At 72.1% G+C, this 16,030-nt stretch carries 14 protein-coding genes and 1 pseudogene; 14 read left to right on the top strand and 1 reads right to left on the bottom strand.

All coding sequences use genetic code 11. From position 1 onward, the window contains the following. Positions 1 to 4: 4 nt before the first annotated feature. The 12 genes and pseudogenes from ACFYOU_RS01515 to ACFYOU_RS01460 all read left to right on the top strand — a co-directional run. Positions 5 to 1,639, top strand: a complete 1,635-nt coding sequence (locus ACFYOU_RS01515; RefSeq protein ID WP_391302629.1) for an AAA family ATPase — start codon at positions 5 to 7, stop codon at positions 1,637 to 1,639. A gap of 833 nt (positions 1,640 to 2,472) precedes the next feature. After that, positions 2,473 to 2,898, top strand: a complete 426-nt coding sequence (locus ACFYOU_RS01510; RefSeq protein ID WP_389764982.1) for a TadE/TadG family type IV pilus assembly protein — start codon at positions 2,473 to 2,475, stop codon at positions 2,896 to 2,898. Between the two features lie 76 nt (positions 2,899 to 2,974). Next, positions 2,975 to 4,321, top strand: coding sequence for an ATPase, T2SS/T4P/T4SS family (locus ACFYOU_RS01505; RefSeq protein WP_391302626.1), 1,347 nt, complete (start codon positions 2,975 to 2,977; stop codon positions 4,319 to 4,321). 22 nt (positions 4,322 to 4,343) lie between these two features. Beyond that, complete coding sequence (locus ACFYOU_RS01500; protein WP_391302624.1) at positions 4,344 to 5,282, top strand: type II secretion system F family protein; 939 nt, start codon at positions 4,344 to 4,346, stop codon at positions 5,280 to 5,282. Positions 5,283 to 5,301: 19 nt separating this feature from the next. After that, the gene (locus tag ACFYOU_RS01495) at positions 5,302 to 6,192 is read left to right on the top strand and encodes a DUF5936 domain-containing protein (RefSeq protein WP_385755432.1); all 891 of its coding nucleotides are present in this window, start codon (positions 5,302 to 5,304) and stop codon (positions 6,190 to 6,192) included. Further along, the gene (locus ACFYOU_RS01490; RefSeq protein ID WP_391302622.1) at positions 6,192 to 7,673 is read left to right on the top strand and encodes a histidine kinase; all 1,482 of its coding nucleotides are present in this window, start codon (positions 6,192 to 6,194) and stop codon (positions 7,671 to 7,673) included. Before ACFYOU_RS01495 ends, ACFYOU_RS01490 begins: the two co-directional genes overlap by 1 nt. After that, positions 7,663 to 8,454, top strand: coding sequence for a response regulator (locus ACFYOU_RS01485; protein WP_391302620.1), 792 nt, complete (start codon positions 7,663 to 7,665; stop codon positions 8,452 to 8,454). The genes ACFYOU_RS01490 and ACFYOU_RS01485 overlap by 11 nt, the downstream gene beginning before the upstream one ends. Before the next feature lie 105 nt (positions 8,455 to 8,559). Beyond that, positions 8,560 to 8,763 (top strand): hypothetical protein, encoded by a 204-nt coding sequence (locus ACFYOU_RS01480; RefSeq protein WP_391302617.1) that lies wholly within the window; start codon positions 8,560 to 8,562, stop codon positions 8,761 to 8,763. Next, positions 8,760 to 9,368, top strand: a complete 609-nt coding sequence (locus ACFYOU_RS01475) for a pilus assembly protein TadG-related protein (RefSeq protein WP_391302615.1) — start codon at positions 8,760 to 8,762, stop codon at positions 9,366 to 9,368. Before ACFYOU_RS01480 ends, ACFYOU_RS01475 begins: the two co-directional genes overlap by 4 nt. A gap of 315 nt (positions 9,369 to 9,683) precedes the next feature. Further along, complete coding sequence (locus ACFYOU_RS01470; protein ID WP_391302613.1) at positions 9,684 to 9,989, top strand: hypothetical protein; 306 nt, start codon at positions 9,684 to 9,686, stop codon at positions 9,987 to 9,989. Between the two features lie 3 nt (positions 9,990 to 9,992). Further along, on the top strand, positions 9,993 to 10,730 hold the full coding sequence (locus ACFYOU_RS01465; protein ID WP_391302611.1) for an OmpA family protein: 738 nt from the start codon (positions 9,993 to 9,995) through the stop codon (positions 10,728 to 10,730). 115 nt (positions 10,731 to 10,845) lie between these two features. Continuing rightward, positions 10,846 to 11,157, top strand: a pseudogene (locus tag ACFYOU_RS01460) (winged helix-turn-helix transcriptional regulator); the annotation flags it as partial. A gap of 1,026 nt (positions 11,158 to 12,183) precedes the next feature. Here the strand turns inward: ACFYOU_RS01460 and mgrA are convergent. Further along, on the bottom strand, positions 12,184 to 13,221 hold the full coding sequence (gene mgrA, locus ACFYOU_RS01455; RefSeq protein ID WP_391302609.1) for an L-glyceraldehyde 3-phosphate reductase: 1,038 nt from the start codon (positions 13,219 to 13,221) through the stop codon (positions 12,184 to 12,186). Between the two features lie 111 nt (positions 13,222 to 13,332). Between mgrA and ACFYOU_RS01450 the strand changes: the two genes are divergently transcribed. Both ACFYOU_RS01450 and ACFYOU_RS01445 read left to right on the top strand, forming a co-directional pair. Then, entirely contained in the window at positions 13,333 to 14,094 is a 762-nt protein-coding gene (locus ACFYOU_RS01450) for an isoprenyl transferase (protein WP_385486104.1), read from the top strand. 359 nt (positions 14,095 to 14,453) lie between these two features. After that, entirely contained in the window at positions 14,454 to 15,776 is a 1,323-nt protein-coding gene (locus ACFYOU_RS01445; protein WP_391302606.1) for a PhoH family protein, read from the top strand. Positions 15,777 to 16,030: the final 254 nt, after the last annotated feature.

Raw genomic sequence — 16,030 nt, 5'->3', positions numbered from 1 at the left:
CGCGATGAGCGTCCGTGTGCTGCCCGCCGTGGGGGATCTGGAATCCGCCCGCGCCCTGTCGTCCCTGCTCGGCCAGCTGCCCGACGCCGACCCCGCGATCCCCGTGGCCGACACCACCGCCCTCCTCGACACCCTCGCCCGGCTCGCCGTCGAATCCCTCGACGAACTGCCCGAGGTCGTCCTCGTCCACGAACGCATCGGCCCCGCACCCGTGCCCGAGCTGATCCGCGAGATCGTCCAACGGTTCCCCTCCGTCGGCGTCCTCCTCATCACCTCCGACACCTCCCACGACGTGCTCACCGCCGCCATGGACTCCGGGGTGCGCGGCATCGTCGGCCTGCCCCTCGACTACGACGCCCTCGCCGAACGCGTCCAGGCCGCCGCGACCTGGGCCACCGGCATGCGGCGCCACCTCGGCAGCGGCGACACCCCCTACGGCGGACCCGGCGGCACCGTCATCAGCGTCACCGGAGCCAAGGGCGGCGTCGGCACCACCTTCACCGCCGTGCAACTCGCCCTCGCCGCCCGCGCCGGCGGCCACACCGTCGCCCTGGTCGACCTCGACCTCCAGTCCGGGGACGTCGCCTCCTACCTCGACGTCCAGTTCCGCCGCTCCGTCGCCGACCTCGCCGCCATCCACGACATCAACGCCCGCGTCCTGCACGAAGCGCTCTTCTCCCACGAGAGCGGACTCTCCCTGCTGCTCGCCCCCGCCGAGGGCGAACGCGGGGAAGAGGTCACCGACCGGGTCGCCCGCCAGGTCGTCGCCGCCCTGCGCAGCCGCTACGAGGTCGTCGTCATCGACTGCGGCACCCAGATGAGCGCCGCGGGCGCCGCCGCCGTCGAACTCTCCGACCGGGCGCTGCTCCTCGTCACCCCCGACGTGATCGCCATCCGCGCCGCCAAACGGATGGTCCGCCTCTGGGACCGGCTCCAGATCCGCAAGGCCGAGGAGACCACCACCGTCATCAACCGCCACGCCCGCGGCACCGAGATCCAGGCGTCACTGGTGGAACGCGTCACCGGCACCCGGGTCGCCCGCACCAGCGTGCCCGCCCACTTCAAGGAACTCCACGCCGTCGTGGACGCCGGCCGCGTCCACGACCTCGACCACAAGTCCACCGTCAAACAGGCCGTGTGGACGCTCGCCGCGGAACTCGGCCTGATGGCCACCGACCCCGCCGACACCGGCCGCCGACGCCGCAGCGGCGGCGACCGTGGCGCGCTGGCCCTGCGCCGCCGCGCGGCCGGCGGCGACCGGGGCGCGGTCACCCTCGAATTCGCCGGCATGTTCCCGCTGCTGCTCGCCGTCATCGCCATCCTGTGGCAGTGCGCGCTGTACGGGTACACCTTCTCGCTCACCGGGAACGCCGCCGACGAGGGCGCCCGGGCCGCGACCGCCGCGGCGGCCTTCGGCGGGGGCGGCGAAGGCGCCTGCGTGGCCGCCGCGAAGCAGCACCTGCCCGCGGCCTGGCAGGGGGCGGACGTCTCCTGCGCCCGGGACGGACTGGTCTGGCGGGCCAGCGTCAGCGCCGAGGTGCCCGTCTTCTTCCCCGGGGTGACCACCGGGTGGACGGTCGACGCGGAGGCCGGGGCGGCCGTCGAAGGCGACGAAGTCGCCGCGGGCGGCGCCCCGTGACCCCCCGCGCCCGCGCACGCCGCCCCCTGACCGTACGCACGAGGGTCCGGCCCCCCGCGTCCGCCCGACCGGGGTTGCCGCTGCCCCGGCCCGCCCGGACGGCGGTGTCGCGCCCTGCGCCTGCTCGCCCCGCGCCGCGGCCCTCCGCACCGGCCCGTACGGGTGCACGTCGCAGCGGGTCCGTCCGTACGCGGCCGTGGCGTTCCCGGGCCCTGCGCACGGGGGTCCGGCCCCCCGCGTCCGCCCTCGCGCGGTCGCGGCGCACCGTACCCGTGCGGGAGGCCGGGACACGGCGGGCCGTGCCCGGCCGGGCAGGGACGGGGCCTTCCCGGGCCCTGCGGGCGGCGGCGCGGCGCGCGGAGACGATGTGCCGAACGCGAAACCCGGCGGGAGCGCCCTCGCCCGGCGCTCCCCGCACACGCGGGGGTGGCCCCGGGGGTTACACCGAGTCGACCGGCACCGTGAAGTGCGCCCCGCGCGAGCGGGGACGGACCGACCGGCGGCGAGCAGCACCGCGAATCCGCCTCGCGCTCCCCGCACACACGGGGATGGGACGCCCCGTACCCGTACACATGAGGGTGCGACGCGCCACCCCCGCCCACGCGGGGGTGATCCGACCGTCGACACGGTGGCCCGCAATGTCGTCGGGTGCTCCCCGCGCAATCGGGTGCGCCCCGCGCGAGCGGGGACGGTCCGACGCGCCAGGAGCGGGAGCCGCAGCGGGCGCTGTGCTCCCCGCCCACGCGGAGGTGCGGCGCCCCGTACCCGTACGCGCGGGGGTGCGCCCCGCCACTCCCGCAGGGGTACGTAGCGGCGCAACCGACCCTGCGCAGGTGGGGCGTTCCGGGCCCGTGCGTACGGGGGCGGGGCGCAGCCCGGGCGCCGGCCCCCGACCCCGCAGGACCCCGCCCCGCCGCGTCCTCAAGGACGACCGGGGCGTCAGCGTGCTGGAGTTCGCGGGGTTCCTGCCGATCCTCCTGGTGATCGGCCTCGCCGCCATCCAACTCGGGCTGATCGGCTACGCGGCCGGCCAAGCCGGCTCCGGAGCCCGCGCCGCGGCCCGCGTCACCGCCCAGGGCGGCGACGGAGCCGCCGCGGGACGCGCCGCGATGGACAGCGGCCTCGACGCCGACGTCGACACCGCGGACGACGGCGAACTCTCCCGCGCGACCGCCACCGTGACCGTCCCCGTACTCGTGCCCTTCGTCGGCTCCGGCTGGCAGGTCACCCGAACGGTCACCATGCCCACCGACGAGTGACCACCGACACCCGCGACACCCGACCACCCCCACCCGCACCACCGCACCGGAACCCGAACGGAAGGAGGAAGAGCCCATGAGCCTGCGCTCCCGACTGGCGGCCACCCCCCAGGAAGCCGGCGCACCACGCGAGGACAGCCACCTCGTCGCCGTCTACCGGGCCAAACTCCTCGAAGAGATCGACCTCGCCGAGATGTCCTCGCTCGCCGCCGCCGACCGCCGGGTCCGGCTGGAACGCGTACTGGGCCATCTGATCAGCCGCGAGGGCCCCGTCCTCTCCACCAGCGAACGCGCCCAACTCATCCGCCGCGTGGTGGACGAGGCCCTGGGCCTCGGCGTCCTCGAACCGCTCCTCGCCGACGCCTCGATCACCGAGATCATGGTCAACGGACCCGACGCCGTCTTCGTGGAACGCGCCGGCCGCGTGGAACAGCTGCCGCTGCGCTTCGCCTCCGACGAACAGCTCATGCAGACCATCGAACGCATCGTCTCCACCGTCAACCGGCGCGTGGACGAGTCCAACCCGATGGTCGACGCCCGACTGCCCACCGGCGAACGCGTCAACGTCATCATCCCCCCGCTGTCCCTCACCGGCCCCACCCTCACCATCCGCCGCTTCCCCCGCGCCTACACCCTCACCGAACTCATCGGCCTGGGCTCCCTCGACGAACAGATGCTGCTCCTGCTGTCCGCGTTCGTCCGCGCCCGCTTCAACGTCATCGTCAGCGGCGGTACCGGCTCCGGGAAGACGACCCTCCTCAACGCCCTGTCCGGACTCATCCCGGACCGCGAACGCATCATCACCATCGAGGACTCCGCGGAACTCCAACTCCAACAGGAACACGTGATCCGGCTGGAGTCCCGCCCCCCGAACGTCGAGGGCAAGGGCCACATCACCATCCGCGACCTGGTCCGCAACAGCCTGCGGATGCGCCCCGACCGCATCATCGTCGGCGAGGTCCGCGGCGGCGAGACCCTCGACATGCTCCAGGCCATGTCCACCGGCCACGACGGCTCCCTCGCCACCGTCCACGCCAACAGCGCCGAGGACGCCCTGATGCGGCTCCAGACCCTCGGCTCCATGTCCGAGGTCCGCATCCCCTTCGAAGCGCTCAAGGACCAGATCAACTCCGCCGTCGACGTCGTCGTGCAACTCGCCCGCCACGCCGACGGCTCCCGCCGCGTGGTCGAGATCGCGCTCCTCGTCTCCCACGGACGCGAACCCCTGCGCATCGCCACCGTCTCCCGCTTCGTCCCCCGGCCCCCCGGCGCCGACCGCATCGTGCACGGCCACTTCGAACACCTGCCCCTGCCCCGCGCCGTCGCGGAGAAGCTGTACGTCGCCAGCGAACCGGTCCCGCCCGCCTTCGGAGTCGCCGCCGAAGGCATCGCCCCGCCCCACACCAGGCAGGCCCTCGCATGAACCGACACCCGCGGAGCCCGGCATGAGCGAACTCGCCCTCCTCGCCCTCGGCGCCACCCTGCTGTGCTGCACCCTCGCCATCGCCGGACTGCACAGCTGGGCCACCGGCCGCGCCCAACGCCAAGCCCTCGTCGACCGCCTCTCCGGCGGCCCCGTCCACGGCCCCGCGAGCCGTACCCGACGCTTCGTCGCCGTCGACCGCCGGCTGCGCCACACCCGCCTCGGCCGCGCCATCGGCCTGCGGCTCGCCGCTACCGGACTCGACCTCACCGCCGGCGAGTTCTTCACCTACGCCCTCGCCGGAGTCATCGGCCTCTGGCTCGTCGCGGCCTCCGCCCTCGCCCCCTTCTTCGGCCCCCTCGCCGCCGCCGTCGGCGTGTGGAGCGCCGTCATCTTCCTCAACTGGCAGCGACAGAAACGCATCGAAGCGTTCATCAACCAGCTCCCCGACGTCGCCCGGCTCCTCGCCAACGCCACCGCCGCCGGACTCGCCCTGCGCACCTCCCTCACCATGGCCGCCGAAGAACTCGAAGCCCCCGCCGGCGAAGAGCTCTCCCTCGTCGCCGACCAACTCACCCTCGGCCGCTCCGTCGACGACGCCCTCGGTGAACTCGCCCGCCGACTGCCCTCCCGGGAACTCGTCGTCCTCGTCACCACCCTCGTCCTGTCCAACAAGGCCGGCGGCTCCGTCGTCAGCTCCCTGCGCAACCTCACCCAGACCCTGGAGGACCGCAAGGAGACCCGCCGCGAGGTGCGGACCATGCTGTCCGAGGTCAACGCGACCGCGTTCACCGTCCCCCTGCTCGGCCTGGGCTCCCTGCTCCTGGTCAACTCCTCCAACGAAGGCGCCCTCGCCCGGGTGACCGGCTCCCCGGTCGGCCAGGTCCTGATGCTGATCGCCCTCGGGCTCTACGCGGTCGGGTTCTTCGTCATCCGCCGCCTCGGCAAGATCGAAGTGTGAGAGGTTCCCCCCGATGACGATGACGGCCCTGCTGCTCGCCGCGCTCACGGGCGCCGCCGTGTTCGGCGCCCTCTTCGGCATCCGCCTGTACCGCACGGAGACCAAACTCCCCGGCGACCTCGCCCTGGCCCTGGAGGTCGGCGCCACCCGCGTCTCCACCACGGACTCCGCCGTCGACCGCCTCGGCATGCGCTGCGCCCCCCTCGTCCTGCGCCTGATGGGCCCCAAACGCGTGGACGCCAAACGCCGCCGCATCGACCGGGCCGGCAACCCCGGCGGCCTCACCGTCGACCGGTACGCGGCCCGCCGCGCCGTCTACGGCGTGTTCGGCGTCGTCCTCGGACTCGTCTTCCTCAACAACGCACAACCCCTGTTCGCCGCCCTCACCCTCGCCTTCGGCCTCTTCGCCGCCGACGCCCTCATCTGGCAGGCCGTCCGGGAACGCCGCGCCGTCATCGACCGCACCCTCCCCGACTTCCTCGACGTCCTCGCCGTCGTCGTCTCCGCCGGCCTAGGCTTCCGCCAGGCCCTCGACCGGGTGGCCGAACGGTACGAAGGACCCTGGGCCGACGAACTGCGCATCACCCTGCGCCAGATGGACATGGGCGTCAGCCGCCGCCAGGCCTTCGACGAACTGCGCCGCCGCAACGACTCCGAACAGGTCGCCCAGTTCGTCTCCGCCCTCCAACAGGGCGAGGAACTCGGCTCCCCGATCGCCGAGACCCTCATCCAGATCGCCGGCGACATGCGCCGCACCGACGCCCAGAACGCCCGCCGCCGCGCCGCGAAGACCATCCCCAAGGCCACCGTGGTGACTCTGGTGTTCATGCTGCCCGCCACGATGATCCTCATCGCCACCGGCATGTTCCTCGGCTCCGGCAGCGACTTCGGCTCCATCCTGGGGCGCTGATGCGACACACCCCCGACCCCGCAGCACCCCGCACGGCGTCGCCCCGGCGCTTACGGGCACGGCTCGCCCGCGCCCTCCACCGCGGACGCCGCACCGGCTCCCCGCTCGCCACCCGGCCCGGACCCTGGCCCTCCGCCATCGAGGACGACGCGCCCGCGCCCAGCGTCCGCATCCAGCTCAGCGCCCTCCAGGCCCTGTGCCGCCAGGTCTTCGGCGCCCGCCTCGCCATGATCGCGATCGGGGTGCCCTTCGCCCTGGCCGGCGCCGCCGACGGCGCCCCCAGGTACGCCGTCCTCGCCGCCAGCATCGCCGGCTTCATGAGCTCCTACGCGATGCTCCGCGACTGGGAACGCTTCGGCCCCCGCGTCCTCGCCCACCCCACCCTGATGGGGGCGGACCTCCTCGTCGGCTCGATACTCCTGCTCACCGCGTCCCCCGCGTCCCCCCTCGGCTACGTCGCCGTCTGCACCCCCCTGCTGTCGGGACTGCTGTACGGCTGGCGCGGCGCCGGCGTCTTCACCGGACTCCAGATCGTCGCGCTGCTCACCGCGTACCGCGCCTGGGAACACCGCCCCGGCACCGGGCCCAGCACCGCCCTGCTCGCCGGGTTCTGCGTCGCCGCCGGCATCATCGGCGTGACCCTGCGCAACCTCATGTTCCGGTTCGGCGCCGCCACCCGGGCCCTCGCCGAAGCCAACGCCGACCTCGCCGTCCGGGACGCCGTGGAATCCGAACGCGCCCGCCTCGCCCGCGAGATGCACGACTCCGTCGCCAAGACCCTGCACGGCCTGGCCCTGTCCGCCGAAGCCCTGGCCACCGGGGCGGACCGGGTGGACCCCCACGTCCTGCGGGCCCGCGCCGACGAGGTCGCCCGCGCCGCCCGCCGCGCCGCCACCGAGTCCCGCACCCTGCTGCACGACCTCCGCGGCACCGAGCCCCACCCCCCTCCCACCGATCTGCTCGCCGAACTGGACGCCGTCGTCACCGACTTCCGCGCCCGCACCGGCACGCCCGCCGCCCTGCGCGCCGAGCCGGCCCCCGCAACCACGTTCACCGCCCCGGCGCCGGTGGCCCACGAAACGGCCACCATCGTCGGCGAGGCCCTGGAGAACGCCCACCGACACGCTCGCGCCTCCCGGGTCGCCGTCACCGTCACCGGCGACGCCCGGAGCCTGACGGTCACCGTCACCGACGACGGCGACGGCATCCCCGGCAACGCCCTCGGCACCCTCGCCCCCGGATCGGTACGACTCGCCGCACTGCGGGCCCGGGGCCGGTTCGGCCTGCTCGGCATGGTCGAACGCGCCGCCGCCCTCGACGCGACCTTGACGATCACCCCGGCGGACCCCCGCCCGACCGCCCGGACCCCCGGCACCCGCGTCCGCCTGACCGTCCCCCAGCCCGCCCCGCCGACACGGCACCCCGCGCACCGCAACCGTCCCGTCCCCTCCCTCCTCCCGGAGGCTGACCATGCCCCCTGAGCCGCCAGCCCTGCGGGTCGTCGTCACCGACGACAACCCGGTCGTCCGGGCCGGACTCGCCGCCCTCCTCGGCACCCGCCCCGGCCTCACGGTCGTCGCCGAGGCCACGAACGGCGCGGAAGCCCTGACCACCGTCCGACGACACCGACCCGACGTGGTCCTGCTCGACGTCCGCATGCCCGGTACGGACGGTCTCACCGCGCTCCCCGCACTCGTCCGCCTGGCACCGGTCCTGATGCTCACCTACAGCGCGGAACCCGAAACCGTCCGCGCCGCGCACCGGCTCGGCGCCCGCGGATACCTGGTGCACGGGGAGTTCACCACGGACGAACTCCTCCTGGCGGTACGGAGAACGGCGGACGGACACGGCACCTGCACCCCGTCGGCACGGGACGTGTGGTCCACGACGGGGTCCCCCACGGGGCCGGACGTCTCGGATCACCCGACCCGTGCGCCCGGATCACCCCCACCTACTTCGCAGGTGCAACGGTCTGTGGGAGAGTCGTGGTGGACCCGTGAGGGTCGCCCCCGCGAGCAACGCGGCGGCGGGCGCGGTCCGTTCGCTTTCGGTCTCAGCTCCAGGGAGGTGGAGGTCATGGATCTCATCGCGTCCGGCATGAACAACCAACAGATCGCCGCCACCTGTTTCATCAGCGAGAAGACCGTCAAGAACCACATCAACCGGATCTTCGCGAAGCTACAGAGCGGGAGCCGGAGCGAAGCGATCGCCCACTGGCTCGGAACCGCCCCGTCCTCCCTGCGGGAGGGGTGGTCCCGTTGACCCCCTCACCTGCGAGTTGGGCCCCAGGGCCCACGAGCCCGACCGCCCCCGTCCCGTACCTTTCCGTAGTCGGACGTGCACGGCACCCGGACGGAAGGACCCACGATGAGGACTCGCCTGACCACCTGGCGCCACCGCACCCTCACCCACCTGAGGGGCCCCGCACACGACCGCGGCGCCGGCTTCGTGGAATACGCCGGCCTACTGATCATCATCGCGGGAATCTTCACCCTGATCGACAGCTTGGGTCTGGACGGGCTGATCTCGGGGGCGATCCTCGACGCGGTGAACAACGTCATCGGGGGTTGAGTCGTACGCAGGCCCGTGCGACGGACCGGGGCCAGACGCTGCCCATCTACATCTGGACCACGGGAATCCTGCTCTTCGTCGCCTTTGGCTTCTTCGCTTTCGCTCAGGCTGCCTCCGCGCGCAACGGGGCGCAGTCGGCGGCCGATGCGGCCGCACTGGCAGCCGCACAGGCATCCCGGGAGGAGATGCTCGACGGCTTGGCGACCGCCATCGGTGGTGAAGAGGATTGGTTGGACTGGCTGACCACAGACCTCCTCGAACAGACTGGAGCGCAGACCGCCGCGGAACGGTTGGCCAGCGAGAATGAAGCCAGCGTGACCGGATTCGGTCCGGCTGAGGTGAATGGCTATCCAGGATTTCAGGTGGAGATCGAGACCAACTACACGGTGGGCGACTCGATCATCCCCGGCACGGAGTCGATGCGGGCCCGGGCGCAGGCCACTGCCGTCCTGGAGCCGCGGTGTGAGTTCGACATGGACGCCGACCCCAGGGATGTCATCGAACTTGATTGCGACGGAGAGACTGTCGAGATCGATCCCCAGGACTTTCAGCTGGAAGACCTGCCCGATGCGTCCGCCCTGTTCTCCGTGTATCTGGCTGAGTGAAAGGAAGCAGTACCCATGAAGCTCCACCACGCGAGGACGCGCAGAACACTGACCGCGGCGGCGTTCACTACTGGGCTGATCCTTGTTGGCACGGCCTGTGGTGGGGGCGAGAGCGGTAACGACGACGGAAAACGGGAAACCCGGCCGGCCTCGCAGTCGTCACAGGACCAGGAGAACGGGCCCACGGAAGATGACCAGCCCTCAACACAGCCTACGAATGACGTTCTTGGGGAGTCCAAAGGCGAGGGTGGACTGACGATGGCCATCACGTCAGCAGTTCGTGATCAGGGCGGATACATCACGGTCCAAGGAACCGTGACCAACGGAACCGGCAAGTCATGGGTCGCTGCCGGATGGCGCAGCGACGAGAACGAGTTGGTCAAGAACGGTGCTTCCATCGCGGGAGCCAACTTGGTGGACAAGCGCGAGGGAAAGAAATACCTCGTCCTCCGCGACACGGAGGGCCGGTGCCTGTGCACCCGCTTCACGGGGGGCGTCCAGTCCGGCGACACCGCCGAGTGGTTCGCTCAGTTCCCCGCCCCCCCCGAAGGCACGACGAAGGTCGACTTTCAAGTGGGCTCCATGCCCCCCGCGTCCATCGAGATCAGCGAGGGCGAATAGCCGATGACCGACTCCGCCCCCACCCCCGGAGCCCCGCTGCACGTCCCCGACCGCACCCCGCGCCGAGCGTCCCGCCCCCGTACGACCGCCGCACCCGTGACGCTCGCCGCCCTCCTCTCCCTCCTCGTCCTGGGAGCCCCGGCCGAAGCCGCCCCGAGCGACCCCAGCACCCCCCCGGGCAGCGTCTCGGACGGGGCACCCGCGCCCGAGGTGGACCCCGAGAGCCCGGGCCTGCGCCTGGCCGACGGGGCCAGCCTCGCGCCCGCCAAGGTGCTGGACATCAAGTCGGTGGTCGAGGAGATGGGCGGCGAGGAGCGGCGCGAGGACACCAACACGGAGGTGAAGTTCGCCCTCCAGGCCGAAGTGCTGTTCCCCAAGAACAGCCCGAAGCTGAACCCGGAGGCGCTGTCCCGGATCAAGGCGATCGCGGACGAGATCAGGAAACTGAAGGCGACGAACATCCGGGTCTTCGGCTTCACCGACGACCTCGGCTCCTACGAGCACGGCAAGCTGCTCAGCAAGCGCCGCGCCGACTCCGTCCACGACGCGCTCGCCGCCGACCTGGGCCCCGAGGTCACCTACGAGGTGCGCGGATACAGCGAGGACTATCCGATCGCCGACAACTCCTCGGAGCAGGGCCGGCGGAAGAACCGACGCGTCGAGGTGTCCTTCCCCCGCGGCGGAACGGCGGCCGAGCCGAGCCGCGGCGGTGACGAGGCCGCAGGTTCGGCAGCCCCCTGAGGCAGTGGGGCCCGGGGCGCCCTTCCCGCGCCCGCGCGGGAAACGCACGTGCCGGAGGTCCGGACCGGCAGTACTGTCGCTCGGGTAAGTGTTGAGCTGTCGTGAGGAGTTGACCATGGGCAAGGGCCCGTACATCTGCGGTCTCGACGCGGCGGTCGACGTCGTCGGCGGCAAGTGGAAACCGTTGATCCTGTGGGCCCTGGACGACGCCGAGGGTCCGCTCCGGTTCGGTGAGCTGCGCCGCCAGGTGCCGGGGGTCAGCGAGAAGATGCTGATCCAGCAGCTCAGGGAGTTGGAGGCGGACGGGGTGGTGGACCGTGAGGTCTTCCCGGAGGTTCCGCCCCGGGTCGAGTACTCGCTCACGGAGATCGGGTCCCAGCTGAACTTCGCGCTGGGTCCGCTCGGCGAGTGGGGCGGCCGCAACATGTCCGCGATCGTCGCCCGCAAGCACCCCGAGTACGCGGCGTCCCTCCGCTCCGCCGCCGCCCAGTCCGCCGGCGAGGCTCCTCCCGCCGATCCCGCCCCGCGGGTCGCCGCCGCGGGGAACCCGGACGCGGACATCGACGTCGACCACCCGCGCGCACCCCGGGTCCTGCGTGCTCCCGGTACCGGCCGCACGCAGAGCGGTAGTCGCGCTGCCCGCCCGGTGCGGGGCGTCGAGGAAGCCTGACGGGGACGGCGGGCCGGTCGGGGCCTTCGGTACGAGCCGGGCGGCCCTTCCCGAACGACGTTCTCCACATCGTTATCGGGTGTGGCTCGATCCCCAGGTAAAGATGGCGTAAGTTCAGACCAAGGTAATTCGCGTGAGCAAAGCTGCGCGGGCGGCACCGTGCAGTGGAGGGGGCTGCGCGGTGCCGTGTGGCTTCCGGCACCGGGCCCGCCGCCCGAGTTCCCGTTCCGCGCCCGGGTCCTCGTTCCGCACCCGGCTTCCCGCCCCGGTTCCCGCTCCGCCACCCGCCTCCGGCGTCAACCTCGCGCCTCGGGTCCCCTCGCCCCGGAGGGGGACGGCCACAGCGGGGCGCCGTCCACCGTCGGCCGCGCCGCGCCGAGCGCCACGACACTCCGCACCAGCGGTTTTCCTCCGCCCGCCGCCCCCGTCACCCGCGGTACGGGCGCCCGGCGCGCGCCCGGGGAGACTGCGGAGAGTAGTTGTCGGCCGTCAATGCCCGCGACATCACATACGAAGGGTTATGGTGGAACCCCCCCCTCGGGCCGGTCCGTATCCCCCCCCACGGACCGGCCCGTTTTCCTTTCCCGCCCGGGACGCCCCGGGCTGAGGCCCCCGCCGCAGCCCCGCCGCAGCGCTTCCACCAGGCCCTGGCAAGGCCCCCGGCCACAGCGCTCCGGCCGAGGCGCCCGCCCCCAGGGCCCGACCCCGGCTCCCTGGCCAAGGCCCCCGACCGCAAAGCCCCGGCCAAGGTGCCCTGATCGCAGCGCCCCCCGCCGAAGGGGATCAGCCCCGTCCGGCCCAGATGTTCGTCCCGGGCGTCGACACCGCGTACTCGTCGATGTCCCGCAGTTCCTCCGCGGTCAGCGCCGGACCGCCCAACGCGGCCACGTTCTCCTCCAACTGCCGGACGCTCGACGCGCCGATCAGCGCCGAGGTCATCCGCTCGTCGCGCAGCACCCACGCCAGGGCGAGCTGGGCGAGGCTCTGCCCGCGCCGCTCGGCGATGCCGTTCAGCCCGCGCAGCCGACGCAGCACCTCCTCGCTCAGCAGGCCCGGGTCCAGGGACTTGCCCTGGGTGGCGCGGGAGCCCTCCGGGATGCCGTGCAGGTACTTGCCCGTCAGCAGGCCCTGGGCGAGCGGCACGTAGGCGATGCACCCCATGCCCGCCGCCTCCAGCGTGTCGAGCAGGCCGTCGTCCTCCGTCCAACGGTTGATCATCGAGTACGAGGGCTGGTGGATCAGCGGCCGCACACCCATCCCGCGCAGCAGCCGGGCCGCCTCGGCGGTCTGCTCGCTGGTGTAGGAGGACACCCCGACGTAGAGGGCCTTGCCCTGCTGGACCGCGGACGCGAGCGCGCCCATGGTCTCCTCCAGCGGGGTGTGCGGGTCGAAGCGGTGCGAGTAGAAGACGTCGACGTGGTCGAGGCCCATCCGGGCGAGGGAGGCGTCGAGCGAGGACAGCAGGTACTTGCGGGAGCCCCACTCGCCGTACGGGCCGGGGTGCATCAGATAGCCGGCCTTGGTGGAGATGACCAGCTCGTCGCGGTACGGGGCGAAGTCCTGGCGGAAGAGCTTGCCGAAGTTCAGCTCGGCCGAGCCGGGCGGCGGGCCGTAGTTGTTGGCGAGATCGAAGTGGGTGACGCCGAGGTCGAAGGCGCGGCGCAGGATCGCCCGCTGCGTCGTCAGCGCGCGGTCGTCGCCGAAGTTGTGCCACAGTCCGAGGGAGACCGCGGGCAGTTTCAGGCCGCTTCGGCCGGAGCGCCGGTACTCCATGGAGTCGTAACGGTCCGGTCGCGCTCGGTAGAGGATGGTGTCGTCCATGGGCTCGAAACTACTTCAGTCGGGCCTCGCCCCCGGCTCGGCGGACCTCGTGCGCACCGGTAGGGTGGCGCCCCTCGGGGACGGCTATTTCCACCAAGGGGCTGAACAGACGTGAACCTGCGCGACCTGGTGTATCGACTCTACGCGCGCCGGGTGGAGGGCCGCCTCGACCACGACCAGGTGCCCAAGCACATCGGGGTCATCCTGGACGGGAACCGGCGCTGGGCGAAGGCGTCCGGGGAGACCACCGCGCAGGGCCACCGGGCCGGGGCCGACAAGATCTCCGAGTTCCTCGGCTGGTGCGCCGAGACCGACGTCGAGGTCGTCACCCTGTGGATGCTGTCCACGGACAATCTGGACCGTCCGGAGGACGAGCTGGTGCCGCTGCTCGGGATCATCGAGGACGCGGTGCGCGGTCTGGCGCGGGACGGCCGCTGGCGGGTGCACCACGCGGGGACGATGGACCTGCTGCCCGGTCCGACGCAGACGGTCCTCAAGGAGGCGGAACAGGCCACGATCGACAACACGGGGATACTCGTGAACGTCGCCGTGGGCTACGGCGGTCGGCAGGAGATCGCCGACGCGGTCCGCTCGCTGCTCCTGGACCACGCGCAGCGGGGCACCAGCTTCGAGGAACTCGCCGAGCTGGTGGACATCGACGTGATCTCCGAGCACCTCTACACGCGCGGCCAGCCGGACCCGGACCTGGTCATCAGGACCAGCGGTGAGCAGCGGCTTTCCGGGTTCATGCTCTGGCAGTCGGCGCACTCCGAGTACTACTTCTGCGAGGTCTTCTGGCCCGCGTTCCGCAAGGTCGACTTCCTGCGGGCGCTGCGCGACTACGCCGCCCGCCACCGGCGCTACGGCGGCTGACGGCCCCCCAGGAGGGCGGTCACCGGGGGCCGTGTCACGAGGTGTTCATCCACGTGCCTCCAACGGGTCTGGCATGGCGGCGCGTTTTGAAGGGAATAAGCCACCCAGGTCGGCATCCGAGCGGTATCGGTCGGCGGTACCGGGAGGGATGCCGTATCCAGCGGACGGCAGCAGGCCGCCCGCCCGGGAGGCTCTTTGCACCAGGTGCACCGTACGTACCGTACGGACGAGGCGGAGGGCCGGCGTCCGGCCCGCGCCCCGCGGCCCGAACCCGGTTCGTTCCTTCCCCGTGGGGTGTCGCAGGGGGCGTTCCACTGCCCCGGCGCTCCCCGACCTCATCCGAGGGGGTACGTCCTTCCGTGGTGACCAGCTCAAAGCGCCGTACGCCAGACCGGCGCACCTACGTCCTCGACACCAGCGTCCTGCTGGCCGACCCGAACGCGATGAGCCGTTTCGACGAGCACGAAGTCGTCCTGCCGATCGTCGTCGTGACGGAACTGGAGGCCAAGCGCCACCATCCGGAACTGGGGTACTTCGCCCGGCAGGCCCTGCGGCTGCTGGACGACTACCGCGTCCGGTACGGCCGACTGGACGCCCCGCTCCCGGTGGGGGAGTTGGGCGGCACGCTGCGCGTCGAGTTGAACCACTCCGATCCGGGGGTCCTCCCGGCGGGGTACCGACTCGGCGACAACGACTCGCGCATCCTCGCCGTGGCCCGCAACCTCCAGGCCGAGGGGTACGACGTCACGGTCGTCTCCAAGGACCTGCCGCTGCGCATCAAGGCGTCCTCGGTGGGCCTGCTCGCCGAGGAGTACCGGGCGGAGTTGGCCATCACCGACTCCGGGTGGACCGGGATGGCCGAGCTGTCGCTCTCCGCCGAACAGGTCGACCTGCTCTTCGAGGGGGACGACCTGTTCGTGCCCGAGGCGGCGGACATGCCGGTGCACACCGGGCTGCGCATCCAGTCGGAGCGGGGCAAGGCGCTCGGCCGGGTCTCCGCGGACGGCCGGGTGCAGTTGGTGCGCGGGGACCGCGAGGCGTTCGGGATCAAGGGGCGCAGCGCGGAGCAGCGCATCGCCCTGGACCTGCTGCTCGATCCGGACGTGGGCATCGTGTCGATGGGTGGCCGGGCGGGCACCGGCAAGTCGGCACTGGCGCTGTGCGCGGGCCTGGAGGCGGTGTTGGAGCGCCGCCAGCACCAGAAGGTGATGGTCTTCCGGCCGCTGTACGCGGTGGGCGGGCAGGAGCTGGGCTATCTGCCGGGTTCCGAGGCCGAGAAGATGAGCCCGTGGGCGCAGGCGGTGTTCGACACGCTGTCGGCGGTGACGAGCCGTGAGGTGATCGAGGAGATCACCGCGCGGGGGATGCTGGAGGTGCTGCCGCTCACCCACATCCGGGGCCGTTCGCTGCACGACGCGTTCGTCATCGTGGACGAGGCCCAGTCGCTGGAGCGCAACGTCCTGCTGACGGTGTTGTCGCGGATCGGGGCGAACTCCCGGGTGGTGCTCACCCATGACGTGGCGCAGCGGGACAACCTGCGGGTCGGCCGGTACGACGGGGTGGTCGCCGTCGTGGAGAAACTGAAAGGACATCCGCTCTTCGCACATGTGACGCTCACCCGTTCGGAGCGTTCCCAGATCGCCGCGTTGGTGACCGAGATGTTGGAGGACGGACACCTGTAGGGGAGCTGGTCCTGATTGGCCCCCTTTCGAGGGGGTGTTGGGTGCCGCCCGGTGGGGACTCGTAGCCGAAAGGGCACGAGAGCCTAGCCGGGCGGCGGCCCGTGGTGGGGGAGTTCGGAACAAGGCCCGAGTCGTGCCAGGTGTGATCTATCCCACTCAACCCGGAATTGCCTTGCGGTGTGCGGCTGCGGCAGAGTCTCAGTCCTGTCAGGCCCCGCATACGACACACCGTGCCGCCTTCCGGTCGCCAGAGC

Source organism: Streptomyces sp. NPDC005955 (assembly GCF_042871255.1).
Taxonomy (GTDB): domain Bacteria; phylum Actinomycetota; class Actinomycetes; order Streptomycetales; family Streptomycetaceae; genus Streptomyces.
The sequence above is the reverse complement of the archived record's forward strand: the minus strand, read 5'-3'. Positions and strand labels throughout refer to the sequence as shown.

Excerpts from the sequence above, each read along its gene's own strand:
- mgrA (WP_391302609.1), bottom strand. The coding sequence starts at position 13,221 with ATGGACGACACCATCCTCTACCGAGCGCGACCGGACCGTTACGACTCC.
- ACFYOU_RS01500 (WP_391302624.1), top strand. The coding sequence starts at position 4,344 with ATGAGCGAACTCGCCCTCCTCGCCCTCGGCGCCACCCTGCTGTGCTGC.
- ACFYOU_RS01495 (WP_385755432.1), top strand. The coding sequence starts at position 5,302 with ATGACGGCCCTGCTGCTCGCCGCGCTCACGGGCGCCGCCGTGTTCGGC.
- ACFYOU_RS01505 (WP_391302626.1), top strand. The coding sequence starts at position 2,975 with ATGAGCCTGCGCTCCCGACTGGCGGCCACCCCCCAGGAAGCCGGCGCA.
- ACFYOU_RS01480 (WP_391302617.1), top strand. The coding sequence starts at position 8,560 with ATGAGGACTCGCCTGACCACCTGGCGCCACCGCACCCTCACCCACCTG.
- ACFYOU_RS01465 (WP_391302611.1), top strand. The coding sequence starts at position 9,993 with ATGACCGACTCCGCCCCCACCCCCGGAGCCCCGCTGCACGTCCCCGAC.
- ACFYOU_RS01515 (WP_391302629.1), top strand. The coding sequence starts at position 5 with ATGAGCGTCCGTGTGCTGCCCGCCGTGGGGGATCTGGAATCCGCCCGC.
- ACFYOU_RS01490 (WP_391302622.1), top strand. The coding sequence starts at position 6,192 with ATGCGACACACCCCCGACCCCGCAGCACCCCGCACGGCGTCGCCCCGG.
- ACFYOU_RS01485 (WP_391302620.1), top strand. The coding sequence starts at position 7,663 with ATGCCCCCTGAGCCGCCAGCCCTGCGGGTCGTCGTCACCGACGACAAC.